Source organism: Bernardetia sp. Wsw4-3y2 (assembly GCF_037126295.1).
Taxonomy (GTDB): Bacteria; Bacteroidota; Bacteroidia; order Cytophagales; family Bernardetiaceae; genus Bernardetia.
In genome coordinates, this window is sequence record NZ_CP147018.1 from 500,089 (window position 1) to 514,941 (window position 14,853).

The window sequence follows — 14,853 nt, forward strand, 5'->3', positions numbered from 1 at the left end:
AGCTAGTTTAGTCATGTCCTTTGCTAGTTTCTGTGCCCAAAATAACTAGGTTAGTTGGCGTACCACCTACTTTAAATTTAGTGATATTTGATAAATTTGAGGTTTGTATTTGCATAATTTCACCTGTATTGGGAGAGGCTATATAAATATATTTTTGTGTACCAACGAGTTGTGGTTTTTGTGTCGCTGTTTTATCTGTTTGATTTATTACAATAGCTTTATTTTTCAATGTTCCTGAAACAAGGTCAAAAATATGAAGTTCTCCACTATAAAGTAAAACTAACAAATTAGCACCTTCATAATCTACTTTACACTGCATAATATCTGTATTTTCTATAATTGGTGTAACTTTATCTGCTAGTATATCAATAAAATAAGCACCTTTTGCAGCAGTATAACCAATAAATTTGCCTACTTTTTTACCTTCCAAAATTGTCCCAAACCAAGCTGTTTCAAAGTTTTCAGGATGATTGATTAATTTTTGTTCACCGTCGCTTCCAACTACTAATATTCCACTTGCAGAGCCAAAAACAGCAAATTTTCCATTTGTAGCGTTGCCATGAATACCTTTTGTTTGTATGGTTGATGGGGCTATCAATGTACCGTCTGTGTTTATAATTTTTACTCTTTCTGGCAAAGTACCAGCTATTGAACCGTCTTTTTCGGTAATGGCATACGATCCATTATCAAATTTTGCCATAGCTCCATGGTGAGCATCATTGCCTACTTGAACGGATGTCATTTTCATACCTGAAATGTGAAAATCATTTTCATTGGCAGTAAGTAAAGTACCATCACCGTCATTAAAAATAGCAATTTCACTACCATGTGATTTAAAATGGGTCGGTAAAATACCACTACCTGTTATAGCTCCGAATTTAGGCGTACCTTTTATATCTACGTGGTCACTGTGAGTTTCGAAACCTGTATCAAAAGTTTCTACAAAGTTATCAGCACGATGCACTAAAACAGCAAAACGTCCTGATGAAGTGGCATAAAGTGCTGATTTAGCAAATTTAGCATCGTAATTTCTAATGAGTCCTGTTTGGGGAGTTATCAAAGATAACTGGTTGGTGTTTGCATCACTTACCAAGAGATTAATAAATTTGAACTCTTTTGCATCAGTTGTAGGAACAACTTCATCATTTTTTTGACAACTAGAGAGAATAGAAATAGCTAAAACTGCAAGACTTAATTTTTTTAAAATGTTCATTTTTGTGGTTAAATTAGATAATATATATTGTTGCCTAGATGCAACAATGTTGCAAATATAAAACTAAATGCAACAATGTTGCAAATATTTTTTTGAAGGATAGTAGATTTGATGTATTTTTGTAGTCTTATTTATCCAATTTTATATCTATGAAACCTATTTTGTCTAGTTTATCCTTATCAGAAAATTATCCCAATTACAATGCGCTTTTACAAGATGATATTCAGAGTTTTATAGAAGAAAATAAAGACAAAAAAATTACGCAAACACTTCTCAATCTTCCCAAAGAATATCAAGGGTTACAGATAGAAATTGGTAATCAAATCAAATCACTTCAAAAATCAAAGTCAAAACTTGCTCTTTGGTATACTTCTGATAATATTATTTTTCCTCCTTCTTTATCCATAGAACAGGCTTCTTCTGAAATTACGGCAGAGTACAAGGCGAGTTTAATAGAAAACAATGATAAAATAAATGGCGAAAATCAAACTCTTGTAGATTTGACAGGAGGAATGGGAGTAGATAGTTTTTATTTTTCCAAAAAAGTAAAAAAGGTTATTTATATAGAACAAAATGAGCTTTTGGCAAATATAGCAAAGCATAATTTCGAACAGTTGGGGGCAAAAAATATAGAAGTGCTTTGTGGTAATTCGGAAGATTTTTTAGAAAAAGCAAGAAATGAAAATATAGTCTTTGACTGGATTTATCTTGACCCTGCTCGTAGAGATAATATACAAAAGAAAGTTTTTTTGCTAGAAGACTCTCAGCCAAATATGGTTGAGTTATGGAAATTTTATAAAGATGTTGGTAAAAAATGGCTTCTCAAGACAGCTCCTTTATTGGATATTCAATTGGTTATCAATAGATTAACTCATATAAAAAAAGTAGAGGTAGTAGCTCTTAAAAATGAATGTAAAGAGGTTCTGTATCAGCTTAATAGCTCTAATAGTTCTCTTGGAAAGGCAGATAGTGAAAAAATAGGTATAAGTGCAATAAACTTACACGAACAAAATTTTTCAGAAGAAAATTTTGAAAAAACTCAAATAGAAAGTTTTGATTTTCTTTTAGAGTCAGAAAAGGAAATTTTTATTGATTATTCTATAAAAAATGAAATTCAAAATTTTTTGTATGAGCCTAATGTAGCTGTTTTAAAGGCAGGAGCTTTTAAAAGTATTGCTAAAAAATATCAATTAAATAAATTTTCTAGTAATACTCATTTGTATACTTCACAAAAATTAAAAAAAGATTTTGTAGGCAAAATATTTAAAATAATAGAAGTAATTTCTTTTTCTAAGAAGGAAGTTAAAAGAAAATTTGGTAAAAAACAACTTAATGTTGTTACTCGTAATTTTCCCATGAGTGTAAAAGAGCTAAGAAAACAATTTTCTGTTTTAGAAGGAGATAATCAATTTTTGTTTTTTACTACTATTACCTCAAAATCTGTAGATGAAAAAATTGTCATTTTATGTGAAAAAATAAAATCCTAAGTTTTCATGAAAACACACAATTCAATAAAAATCAAAATAGTTAATTGCATTGTTTTCTTACACTCCATCAAATCTACTTTGTTTGTTCACATTCAAGTAATATAAAGTAGTTAATTTTGTGAATAATAGATTTGGGTAACACTCAGTCTAAAATGTTTGTCAAATGCTGATTTTTTACCTTCTAGACTCTTAAAATTTAGAATTTAAAAACTGATTTAATAAATTTATTTTATTCTGTCTTCACTACTCAATAAAATTTTTCTTTTTTATTAACAATTTATTAATATTTGATTATGCGAACAGCATTACTTCAAAAGTGGCTTTTATCAAGCCTAGTAATTGTGTTAGGAATTTTATTTTCAATTCCTACTGCTCTTGCACAAGACGTATTTATTTCAGAATATGTAGAAGGAAGTAGCAATAATAAAGCTATTGAAATCTATAATCCGACGGCAGCAACTATCGATTTGGCTACTGAGAATTATTTTATAGAAAGCTACAATAATGGTAGCACTACAGTAACTACCTCTGTAGCTCTTACAGGAACATTAGCTCCAAATTCGACTTTTGTACTAGTTCATGGTAGTGCAACTATCTTTACTTCTCCTGATCAAACCACTACGGTAGGTTGGTTTAATGGAGATGATGCTGTTGTTTTGAGAAGAGGAGCTACTCAATTAGATGTAATTGGACAGATTGGTGTTGATCCAGGTTCGGAATGGGGAACAGGAGTAGTATCTACAGCTAACAATACGCTTCGTAGAAAAACTACTATTTGTACAGGTGATGTAGATGGCACAGATGTATTTGATCCTTCAATAGAATGGGATGGATTTGCTCAAGACGAGGCTAGTGGCATAGGTACACATACAGCTACTTGTACCGTTCCAACTCTATTTTTCTCAGAATACATAGAAGGTTCTAGTAATAATAAAGCTTTAGAAATTTATAATCCTACAGGTGCTTCAGTAGATTTGACAGATTATGTAATAGAACTTTATACAAATGGTAACACTACTATTCAAAATTCATTAGACTTGACAGGTACTCTTGCAGCAGGTGCTACTTATGTTATAGCAAACGCAGGCGCAGTTGCTGCTGTAACAGGAGCTGCAGATATTACAAGTAATATTACTTTTTATAACGGAGATGATGTACTTTTATTAAAGGAATCAGGTACAGTTATAGATGCTATCGGACAGTTAGGTGTAGACCCAGGTAGTAGTTGGGCTGTAGGTACAGGTGCTACTGCTAACTTTACTTTGCGTCGTAATTGTTCTATTACCTCTGGTGATACTGACGAAACAGATGCTTATAATCCTCCAGCAGGGGAATGGGATATATTTCCAATAGATACATTTGATGGATTAGGTGAGCACTGTCCAACACAACTTATAAATATAACAGGAACACCACTTACAGCATTTACAACAACTGCTTTAAATATTCCTTCTGCTGAACAGTCTTATCAAGTAAGTGGAACAGCTCTTACTACTGATATTACAATTACTGCTCCTGCAAATTTTCAAGTATCACTTACTACTGGAGCAGGTTTTGGAAATAGTGTAACAGTTGCTTTTGCTGATGCAAATGCAGGAAATACTACTATTTTTGTTCGTTATTTACCTACTGCTGGTACTTCTCATTCTGGAGATGTTGCAAATGCAAGTACAGGAGCAACTACTCAAAATGTAGCTGTTATAGGAACAGTACCTCCTTCTTTGATGGATATTGCAACTGCTCGTACTCGCCCTGTTGGAGAAATAGTAACTATTGAAGGTGTTTTGACGGTTGCTGACCAGTTAAATGGTCCTGCATTTATACAAGATGCAACAGGTGGTATTGCTATTTTTGATTCTCAAGTACATGGTGGAGCGTTTCCTATTGGTCAGAGACTTAGAATTACAGCAACACGTGCTGATTTTAATAATCAAATTCAACTTTCTAGTGTAACTGCTTTAACTGATTTAGGTGCAGCAACGCCAGTTGTTCCTCAAGTAATTACACTTGACCAACTTGATGCACACAGAGGAGAATTAGTTAATATTGTAAGTGTTACTTTTCCAGATCCAAATACATTTTTATTTGGAAACTCTAACTATACAGTTACTAATGGAGCAAATTCAGGTGATGTACGTATAGATGGAGATACTGATTTGGCAGGAAGAACGCAACCTACTACTTGTGATGTTACGGGTGTAGTGGCTTACTTCCAAACAGCTTCACAACTGATTCCTCGTTTTCAAGCAGATTTACCTTGTACGAATCCTTATGTTTCGCCTTCTAACTCTACTGTCACAGCTTGTATTGATTTGCCTAAGACATTAGAGATTTCTACTTATAATGTAGAATGGTTTGGTTATGCTCAATCAAATACACCTTCTGGAAATACTTCTCCTGCTGAGCAAAAAGCAGCTGTGAAAGCAGTACTAGAAGCTCAAAATTCTGATATTTATTTCTTAGAAGAGATAAATAATACTGACTTGATGGGAGAAATTGCTGCCGAACTTACAGCATCCACACCAGATACATGGGATACTTTATTCTCTTATTATACTTCTTACGCAGCTACTTCTCCAATAGCTGAAACTCAGAAAGTAGGATTTTTATATAAATCGAATATTATTACTCCTCAGTTTAGTTATGCGATGCACAGTAGTATTCATCCTTATTACAATGGTGGAGATGCTTCTGCTCTTGCTGGATACCCAGAAGCAGACAAAACTCGTTTTTGGGCTAGTGGACGTTTACCATTTATGATGCGTGCTGATGTTGCATTAAATGGAGGTACAGAAGAAGTAAACTTTATCGTTCTTCATTCTCGTTCAGGTTCTGCTCAAGATAGATATGATATGCGTCGTTTTGATGTATCTTTATTACAAGATTCAATTTCTGCTTGGCTTGGAAGCGATAAGGTAATTATGGGTGGAGATTACAATGATGATGTTGATGAGTCTATCTATGAAGTAGGAGGAGTTCCTCAACTTACATCTTATGATGCTTTCACTAGTCGTCCAAATGATTATACAATTTTATCTAAAGCATTGAGTGACAACGGTTTCCGTAGTACAGTTGGTTTTAGTGATATGATTGACCACTTGACAGTTTCGAATGAACTTGCAAATGGATATATTCCTAACTCTGTAAGTGTAGGTTATGAATATTATGATGGAGATTATGAATACACAACTTCGGATCACTTTATTGTATCTGCTCGTTTAGAAATTGTACCTTTAGCATCTTGTACATTTACTGCTACTGCAAATAGTTCTTCTCAAATTACATTAGATTGGGCAGATAATTCAAACATAGAAACTAGCTATGTAGTAGAAGTTTCTTTAGATGGAACAACAGGTTGGACTGCCATTTCAGGTTCTCCATTTACAGTGAATAGTATTAATTCAGTTGTTACAGGTTTGAATGCAAGTACACAATATTTCTTCCGTGTTCGTGCTGAAGAATCTGCAAGTAATTTCTCTGAATGGGTATTTACAGATGCAACTACTTTAGCTCTAACACCAACTGCTCCAACGGTAGTAACTCTTTCTCCTGCTGATGATGCTACAAACGTAGCGATTACAACTAATTTAGTAGTTAATTTTGATAGAGATATACAAGCAGGAACAGGAAATATTACAGTTACAGATGGAACTACGCCAATTACGTTTCCTATTGCTGGTAATGCTGATGCAACAGTTACCATTTCAAATGATGAATTAACTATAAACCTTACAACTAACTTAGCAAACAGTACAGATTATGATGTTCTTATTGATGCTGGTGCAATAGAAGAAGCTGGTACAGGTGCTGATTTTGCAGGCTTAGTTGCTGGAAATTGGAACTTTACAACTGCTGCTGCTACCACAGGTGGTGGAGGTGGTGGAACTACCTCGGTAGGCAGACCAACTAATTTTAAAGCTCTAGCTGTTTCTACTTCTCAAATCAATCTTACTTGGACTGCTGTAAGTGGTGCAACAGGTTATATTCTTTATAGAGATAATACAGTAATTGCTACATTAGCTAGTGTTACTTCTTTTGAAGATACAGGATTGAATGCTGATACATTTTATGGGTACAAACTAGTAGCTACAAATGGAGGTGCGCAGTCTGACCCAGCACAAACAAATGCACGTACTTTGCCTGCTGCTCCTTCTTTAGTTTCTGTAATAAATGCTTGTAACGGAAGTACAGGAATCATTACTGTTAATTCAACAGGTGTAGTTTATCGTATTTATGCAGATGCTACTTCTACAACTCCATTATTTGAAATAGATAACAATGAAATTGTTACTCCAGTTCTTACTCAAACAACTACTTTTTATGTAAGTGTATTGAGCAATGGTTTAGAAAGTGAGCGTACTGAAGTTGAAGTAATTGTAAATCCTTTGCCTACTGCAAATATTAGTGAAGAAAGTATTTTCTCTTGTTCTGCTACAGCAACCTTAACAGCTGAAGAAGTGATTGGAGCTACTTATTTTTGGTTATTGAATGGGACTTCTGTAGCAACTACTACTACTTCTTCTTTTGAAGTGACTCGTTCTGGTAATTATCAAGTACAAGTAGTATCAAATGGTTGTGCTACTACTTCAAGTATCACTCCTGTTCGTTTAAACTTTGTTCCTTTGGCAGAAATTACTCAAGGTTCATTAGTTCGTGTTTGTAATGATTCTGTGATGCTAACAGCAAAAGATGCAGGTACTGATGCAACTTACGAATGGACAAGTAATAATGTAGTAGTTGGAAATACAGCTTCTGTTTCAGTTTCTGAGTCTGGAAATTATACATTGACAGTAACTCAAAATGGTTGTACTGCAACTGACGAAATTGCAGTAGAGGTTACTACGTTGAATTCAAGCATTACTGTTTTAGCTTCCAAAACTGCTTTCTGTCCAACAGAAGAAGTAACTCTAAGCGTAGAAAATCCAGAAACAGACGTTACGTATACATGGATGCGCAATGGTAGAATTCTTAATGTTACAGGAGTTGAATATACAACTTCTAATCAAGGAGAGTATAGCGTACAGGCTTCTAAAAATAATTGTAATGTTCGTTCTTCTGAATCAGTTGTTATTACTCGCATTGCTTTAGAGCCAGTTTATTTGCGTTTAATTGATAATGCCTTATCATTAGAATCTGTTACACCAATTACAAATGTAGTTTGGTTCTTAGATAATGAAGAAAATACAGCACTTGAAGGACAAATGAGCTTTACACCAGATGTAACAGGTTATTATTCTGCTCGTGTTACATTTGATACAGGTTGTGAAAATACTACTCGTACAGTGTATTACAAAGTAGCTGATGTTGTTACAGGAGAAGAAGAAATAATTGATGTAGAAACAATTGTTTATCCAAACCCAAGTAATACAGGTATTTTCAGAGTTCAGCTTTCTAGCTCAATTACTTCTGATGTTACTTTTACATTTACAGATAATATTGGACGTGTTTTGGAGAGCAAAACTATAAAAGCAAATGAAGTTTCTACACTTCAAACACTTGATTTGAGTCAGTATGCAGCAGGAATGTATGCGCTTACTATTGACACAGAACAAGGAACTATCATCAAGAAAATTATCATTGAATAATTTAAATAAACAATTAAAAGCAAGAGGCTGTCCGAAAAGGTCAGCCTCTTTTTATGCAGCTATTTTTTGTAATTCTTCTTTTTGGTTGATTTTTTTGATGATGCAAACAAATTTTGTCTTTTGGTGATTTTTTTGAGTATAAAAAAAGGTGCAAAAAGATGATTTTTTAGAATTGAAAGTATTTTTTAGCTTATCGGCAGTTTTTGCCACCATTTTTCTAAAATTATGCCCAAGAGCCATCAATAGAAACTCCATTTCTACTTTTGCTAATCCCTTAAAAGTAAATCGATTAAACTTATTATTATATTTGAGATGCCCAAAAACAGCTTCTACTTCTATAGGGCGTTTACTGCGCTGCTCTAATCCTTTCTCACTAGTTAGTAAATTTCTAGCTTTCTCTTTTAGTTGGTTTAAACGATGATTCACTTGTATTATTCTATTGCCTTCAGCTTTATGACATAAATTGCGAAGAGGACAATCTTGACACCTTTTTGCTTGATAATAAGATACTTGCGATTCGTATCCATTACTTGAAGTACGTTTTCCATCTCTTATTTTCTTCATTCTTTGCCCCATCGGACAGACATAAAAATCTAATTCTTTGTTGTAAAATAAATTCTGAACTAAAAAAGGATTATTTTTCATTTTCCTTTTTTGCTCTTTATGGAAATAATTGTACTTAACGTAGGCAGTAATTTCTTTTTTTTCAAGTAATTCATAATTTTCTTCACTTCCATAACCTGCATCAGCTACTACTTCTTTACTTTGTTTATTGTACTGATTTTCAAATCCTTCTAAATGAGAGGATAAAGTGGTGGTATCTCCTGCCGTTTGATGAATAGAAACGTGGGTAATAAATTGATTTTCTGTGGACACTTGAGCATTATAAGTAGGTTTGAGTTGTCCATTTTTCATGTGATCTTCTTTCATCCGCATAAAAGTAGCATCCGTATCTGTTTTACTATACGAGTTTCTACAACCTAAAATTTTCAGAGACTCTTCATATTTACTTAATCTAGGAAGATATTCATCTTGCATTTTTTTTAGTTCTCTTGCCTGTTGTTTACTCGGTTCTTTTAGTTTTTTATTGATTTGAGCGAGTTTTTCTTTTAATAATTCTGAATCTAATGGAGTAGATACTTCTTCTTTATTTTCTTCTTGATTATCTGATTGAATACTACTTTCAATATCAGATAAAATTTTATTTACTTTAGTTTCTAACTTTTCTTTATTTTTTTCAATACTACCACGCCAAACAAAAGTATAACGATTAGAACAAGCCTCTATTTTTGTTCCATCAATATATTGAACATCAAGACTTACATAACCCATTTCAACCAACATTTTAACAACTTCTCCAAATAAACGATGAATGTGTGCCTTCAAAATTTTACCTCTAAAGTCATTAATTGTTCTAAAATCTGGTGTAGAATTGCCTGATAAATACATAAAATGAATATTCTCCCCAAGAGCTTTAGCTATTTTACGACAAGAATAAATATTGGATAAATAAGAATAGAATAGCACTTTAACGAGCATTCTTGGATGATAAGCTGAACAACCTCCACCTTTGTATTGAGAAATCAAATCGCTAATATCCAATGAATCAACCACCTTTTCAACTAAACGAACAGGATGGTGAGCTGGAATTTTGTCAAATATATTGACAGGAAAAAGTTCGGGCTGCTTACCACTTTGGTTTTTGAAAACTACTTTTGCCATAGGCTATATAACGTTAGTATAAAAGTATATATACCTCGAAAATAAAAAAAATTAACCATAAAAAAAAGGCTATCCGTACTTTTCGGACAGCCTCTTTTATCAGTCAAAAAACTTTGTCAGTAGTTTGTCTAAGCAAACTCTGACAATAGTTAATACTGTATCTGACGAAGTTTAAAAAACTATTTAAAAATTCTAAACTACCTGCAATTCATTTCTCATAAGAGTTGCTGTACGTTCAGGTCCAAAAGAAACAAGTGTAATTGGTGCGCCTACATTTTCTTCTATAAACTGAATATACGTTTGTAGGTTTTTAGGAAGCTGCTCAAAAGAAGTGATTCCTTCTGCAATATCTTCCCAACCTTCAAATGTTTTGTAAATTGGTTCTATGTTTTGTGTTACAATATCATGGGGAAGTCGGTCTGTAATTGTTCCATCTTCCAATTTGTAATGTGTACATACTTTTATTTCATCAAAAGGCGTAAGAACGTCTGTTTTCATCATAAAAAGTTGTGTAACTCCATTTATCATAACAGCATAATTCAAGGCAGGCAAATCTAACCAACCACAACGACGTGGTCTTCCTGTTGTTGCACCAAATTCACTTCCAAATTTTCGAAGAGCCTCTCCTGTTTCGTCTTCCAGCTCAGTTGGAAAAGGACCACTTCCTACTCGTGTACAATAGGCTTTAAAGATACCAAAAACTTCTTTTACTTTACTTGGTGCAACTCCCAAACCTGTACATGCTCCAGCCGAAACGGTATTTGAACTTGTAACGAAAGGATAAGAACCAAAATCAATGTCTAAAAGTGTTCCTTGTGCGCCTTCTGCCAATACTTTTTTGTTTGCCTTGATAGCATCATCGATAAAGTATTCGCTTTCAATCATCTTGAATTCTTTTAAAAATTCGATAGCAGCAAAAAACTCTTGTTCTATTTGAGCAAAATCAGCAGGCAAAACACTTTCGTTTGAGTCATTATTCAAATCTCCTAATCTTTCCAAATGTTTTGTTTTAGTAGTTTCATAACGCTCTTCAAAATTAGGATATAAAGTATCTCCCAAACGAAGTCCAGAACGACCAATTTTATCTTGATATGTAGGACTGATTCCTTTTAGTGTAGAACCAATTTTATTATTTCCTTTTGCTTTTTCTTGAGCAGCATCCAAAATTCGATGTGTAGGCAAAATAAGTTGTGCCTTTTTAGAGAAAAACAATGATTTTTTTACATCAACACCCAGTTTTTGGAGTGCTTCAATTTCTCTTTTTAAGATTACGGCATCCAAAACAACACCATTTCCTACTACATTTTGAATAGTAGGACGAAAGATGCCTGATGGAATTTGATGTAAAACGTGTTTTAGTCCATCAAAAAAAAGTGTATGTCCAGCATTTGGCCCTCCTTGAAAGCGAGCTACAACATCATATTTAGGAGCTAAAAAATCGACAATTTTTCCTTTGCCTTCGTCGCCCCATTGTAAGCCGAGTAGAATATCCATTTTGTTTATTTATAATTGAATGTTACTCACCAAAAAATGAGCAACAGAACAGTTAGCTTTTTTATACATTAAAAAACTCTTTTACAGAAAAGTAAAAGAGTTCGTTTTTATTGATTAGTCAAATAATTTTACAGCTTCTTCTTCTGTTTTTGCAACAGAAAAAATGTTGTTAAGTTTTGTAATAACGAGCAGTTTTTTTGCTTGGTCAGATGGCTTTAAAAGCACTAAGTCGCCACCTGCATTTCTAAAACGAGTAAGCAAACGAATAAGGAAACTCAGTCCTGTACTGTTCATATAACCCACCTTCGAAATATCAATGACACAAGAAGTAACTTTTTCTTCAATTTGGTCTTTGACAACTTCTAATACTTCGTTTTCCTTGTTTGCTCCTAACAAATCGCCTTCTAATTCTAAAAAAAGAACATTGTCTTTGAGCTTATGTGTAAAATTCATTTTTTGATAAATTAATGAAAAATGTATGATTAAGATATATTTAATTCTTTTTCTCTAGTTGATTTTTTGCGTTTGACTATTCTCAGTTTCTTTAAGAGATTCTTTTTCTTTTTGATCTTTTTCGTGTTGTGTTTTGGCTTGACAATCAGCACAGACACCATAAAGGTTTAAAGAATGGTGCATCACTTTAAAATTCAAAAGTTCGCCCACCATAGTTTGAATATTATGAATACGAGGGTCACAAAATTCAATTACTTTATGACAATCTGTACAAATTAAATGGTCATGCTGACGGTAGCCATAACATTTTTCATATTGTGCCATGTTTTTGCCAAACTGATGTTTACTAACCAAATCACAATCTACCAGCAAATCTAATGTATTATAGACTGTCGCACGACTAACTCTATAATTTTTATTTTTCATACTAATATAAAGCGATTCTACATCAAAATGACCTCCTCGTGTATAAATTTCTTCCAAAATAGCAAAACGCTCAGGTGTTTTGCGTAATGATTTATTTTCTAAATAAGCTGTAAATATCTTCTTAACTTCGTTATAAATTTCTTCGTTGAGTGGCATAAATTTAAAATTGTCTATAATAAATAAAAAATCTTGTTGAGGGCTTAATAAAGTCTAATTAATATTCTTTGTAAATATAAGGTAGCACTGCTATTTTAAATAGATTTGCTCTTCTTATCTGTTATTGATTCTAATTTCCCCTAATTTTTATACAAATATAAAAAAATAAAGGCAGAAATAAGACCTACACTATTCAATTTCTTATCTAATCCTAAATATGTTTTGGATTAAGATTTTTAGTATTTTGAATCAAATACCTCATAATTTATAAATTAATGATAAAAAGATACGTAAATTTGAGTTTGTAGAATTATTTATTCTTCTACTTATAAAATCTGACTTTTAACTTTGAAGTTGTTTAAGAATTAGTTTTTCTTTTGTGTCTATCTCTGATAAATATCAAAGTAAAAGCTAAATAATGTAGGCTTTGCCAAGTATGAATTTTAGTTTCATATCGTATCAATATTGCCTTAAAAGCATCTAACCAAGCATTAGTTCTTTCTATTGCAAAACGTAAATCATACATTTTTTCATCTTTAAATGGTTGATTATCAATATCTTTTCGGTTTCTTTTATTAAAATCTATGTTATCCACAATGTCCATATGCGAGCAAAAAGAACGAAATGAATTTGTATCAAAAGCAGCATCTGCATTAAGAAAAATTCCTTCTTGTCTGATATTTGCCTTGTTCAAATCTACTATCATAGTTTGCATATTTTTTTCAAGTTCAAAAGCATCGTGATGATTTCCACCTTGAGGCACAGACATCGCTACTGGAATTCCATTTTTATCGGTCAGAAATAGCGAGTTTGTTGTCTTACATCTTTTTCTGCTTGAATAAGCTACTCCTTCTCCTCCTTGTTTAGCTGGCGAATGACTACCATCCAAATGACAAATAGAAAGGTCTATATCAGAACGATTCTTAGATAAATAATGTGTCCATAAATTCTTCCAGCTTTCCAACTTTGACCATTTATTATAGTGGTAATAGACTGTATTCCAGCTAATTGAGGTTCTGCCAAAAAATTGTTTGATAGGTAATTCTCTCCATTGAGTACCTGTTTTAAGACGATAAATAATAGCTTTAACAATGCGCCAAAGAGCTACTTTAGGCTTACGACCTTTTTTAAATTGAGTTAAATAGGGTAAAATATTTTCTGTTATAGTTTTTTTTGATAAGTTTACGTACATAGAGGTAAAGAGTTAGAAATTGCAAATGTGAAGATTTACAATGATAACTATTTCACCTCTTTTTTGAAAAAATAATTACCTATTCTTAAACAGCTTCTTTGTATATATGTTATCCATAAAAAACCTCACAAAAATTTACGGTTCACAAGCTGCCGTTGATAACCTTTCTTTTGAAGCCAAAAAAGGAGAAATTTTGGGTTTTCTAGGACCAAATGGAGCAGGAAAATCAACAACTATGAAAATTGCAACTTGTTATATGGCTGCAAGTAGTGGAAATGTAGAAGTTTGTGGAATTGATGTAGCTCAAAATCCAAAAGCTGTTAGAAAGAAAATCGGTTATTTGCCTGAGCATAATCCATTATATCTTGATATGTATGTGAAAGAGTATTTGGCTTTTATGGGCAAATTTTATGACTCTGAAATATTAAAAGGAGGGACAAAATTAAAGAAAAGAATTGATAAAGTAATTGAACTAGTAAAATTAGAACGAGAATCTCATAAGCAACTTAGTCAGCTTTCGAAAGGTTATCGTCAGCGTGTTGGGTTAGCGCAAGCATTACTTCACAACCCAGAAGTTTTGATTTTGGATGAACCAACGACAGGATTAGACCCTAATCAGATTGTCGAAATTCGTCAAGTAATAAAGAGTATTAGCGCAGAAAAAACGATTATTTTCTCAACGCATATTATGCAAGAAGTACAAGCTCTTTGTGATAGGGTTGTGATTATCAATAAAGGCAAAAAAGTCTTGGATACTTCGATTGCTAAACTGAATGATAAGCTAAAAACAGAACTTAATCAAAACGAATATGTCGTAAATTTAGAAACTGAAAGACAAATTCCAGAAGAAGATTGGAAACAAATTGGAGGGGTTGTGAAAGTAGAAATAAATCAAATTGAGCCTACAAAAGTCAAATTATTTACTCAACATGATTTGAGAAAAGAAATATTTTTATATTCTGCTAGTCAGAATTGGATTCTTTTAGAAATGCAGCAGCAAACACAGTCTTTAGAAAATGTTTTTCATCAGCTTACGAAATAACTTGGGTTTAGAAATATTTAGCTTAAACAAGGTTGAAATTCTGTCCAATTGAAAAAACAAATACTAATTGTAAAATATTTATC

General features: G+C 32.7%; 9 protein-coding genes. 3 read left to right on the forward strand and 6 right to left on the reverse strand.

The genetic code is table 11. From position 1 onward, the window contains the following. Positions 1 to 7: 7 nt before the first annotated feature. Positions 8 to 1,213: a hypothetical protein gene (locus V9L05_RS23565; RefSeq protein ID WP_338815558.1), complete on the reverse strand. Its 1,206-nt coding sequence runs from the start codon at positions 1,211 to 1,213 to the stop codon at positions 8 to 10. 149 nt (positions 1,214 to 1,362) lie between these two features. Here V9L05_RS23565 and V9L05_RS23570 point away from each other — a divergent pair, with 149 nt between their 5' ends. Next, positions 1,363 to 2,700 (forward strand): RsmD family RNA methyltransferase, encoded by a 1,338-nt coding sequence (locus V9L05_RS23570; RefSeq protein WP_338815559.1) that lies wholly within the window; start codon positions 1,363 to 1,365, stop codon positions 2,698 to 2,700. A gap of 293 nt (positions 2,701 to 2,993) precedes the next feature. Next, positions 2,994 to 8,285, forward strand: coding sequence for a lamin tail domain-containing protein (locus V9L05_RS23575; protein ID WP_338815560.1), 5,292 nt, complete (start codon positions 2,994 to 2,996; stop codon positions 8,283 to 8,285). A gap of 51 nt (positions 8,286 to 8,336) precedes the next feature. Here the strand turns inward: V9L05_RS23575 and V9L05_RS23580 are convergent, their stop codons facing one another. The 5 genes from V9L05_RS23580 to V9L05_RS23600 all read right to left on the reverse strand — a co-directional run bounded on the left by V9L05_RS23580 (position 8,337) and on the right by V9L05_RS23600 (position 13,728). Next, positions 8,337 to 10,007: an IS1182 family transposase gene (locus tag V9L05_RS23580; protein WP_338812820.1), complete on the reverse strand. Its 1,671-nt coding sequence runs from the start codon at positions 10,005 to 10,007 to the stop codon at positions 8,337 to 8,339. A 192-nt stretch (positions 10,008 to 10,199) separates the two neighbouring features. Beyond that, positions 10,200 to 11,501: an adenylosuccinate synthase gene (locus V9L05_RS23585; protein WP_338790619.1), complete on the reverse strand. Its 1,302-nt coding sequence runs from the start codon at positions 11,499 to 11,501 to the stop codon at positions 10,200 to 10,202. Positions 11,502 to 11,615: 114 nt separating this feature from the next. Continuing rightward, on the reverse strand, positions 11,616 to 11,954 hold the full coding sequence (locus V9L05_RS23590; protein ID WP_338790620.1) for an STAS domain-containing protein: 339 nt from the start codon (positions 11,952 to 11,954) through the stop codon (positions 11,616 to 11,618). Between the two features lie 54 nt (positions 11,955 to 12,008). Further along, entirely contained in the window at positions 12,009 to 12,536 is a 528-nt protein-coding gene (locus V9L05_RS23595) for a transcriptional repressor (RefSeq protein ID WP_338790621.1), read from the reverse strand. Positions 12,537 to 12,894: 358 nt separating this feature from the next. After that, positions 12,895 to 13,728, reverse strand: a complete 834-nt coding sequence (locus tag V9L05_RS23600) for an IS5 family transposase (protein WP_338812035.1) — start codon at positions 13,726 to 13,728, stop codon at positions 12,895 to 12,897. 106 nt (positions 13,729 to 13,834) lie between these two features. Here V9L05_RS23600 and gldA point away from each other — a divergent pair, with 106 nt between their 5' ends. Beyond that, complete coding sequence (gene gldA / locus V9L05_RS23605) at positions 13,835 to 14,770, forward strand: gliding motility-associated ABC transporter ATP-binding subunit GldA (protein ID WP_338815561.1); 936 nt, start codon at positions 13,835 to 13,837, stop codon at positions 14,768 to 14,770. The last annotated feature ends 83 nt before the right edge of the window (positions 14,771 to 14,853 follow it).

Excerpts from the sequence above, each read along its gene's own strand:
- V9L05_RS23575 (WP_338815560.1), top strand. The coding sequence starts at position 2,994 with ATGCGAACAGCATTACTTCAAAAGTGGCTTTTATCAAGCCTAGTAATT.
- V9L05_RS23580 (WP_338812820.1), bottom strand. The coding sequence starts at position 10,007 with ATGGCAAAAGTAGTTTTCAAAAACCAAAGTGGTAAGCAGCCCGAACTT.
- gldA (WP_338815561.1), top strand. The coding sequence starts at position 13,835 with ATGTTATCCATAAAAAACCTCACAAAAATTTACGGTTCACAAGCTGCC.
- V9L05_RS23570 (WP_338815559.1), top strand. The coding sequence starts at position 1,363 with ATGAAACCTATTTTGTCTAGTTTATCCTTATCAGAAAATTATCCCAAT.
- V9L05_RS23585 (WP_338790619.1), bottom strand. The coding sequence starts at position 11,501 with ATGGATATTCTACTCGGCTTACAATGGGGCGACGAAGGCAAAGGAAAA.
- V9L05_RS23595 (WP_338790621.1), bottom strand. The coding sequence starts at position 12,536 with ATGCCACTCAACGAAGAAATTTATAACGAAGTTAAGAAGATATTTACA.
- V9L05_RS23590 (WP_338790620.1), bottom strand. The coding sequence starts at position 11,954 with ATGAATTTTACACATAAGCTCAAAGACAATGTTCTTTTTTTAGAATTA.
- V9L05_RS23600 (WP_338812035.1), bottom strand. The coding sequence starts at position 13,728 with ATGTACGTAAACTTATCAAAAAAAACTATAACAGAAAATATTTTACCC.
- V9L05_RS23565 (WP_338815558.1), bottom strand. The coding sequence starts at position 1,213 with ATGAACATTTTAAAAAAATTAAGTCTTGCAGTTTTAGCTATTTCTATT.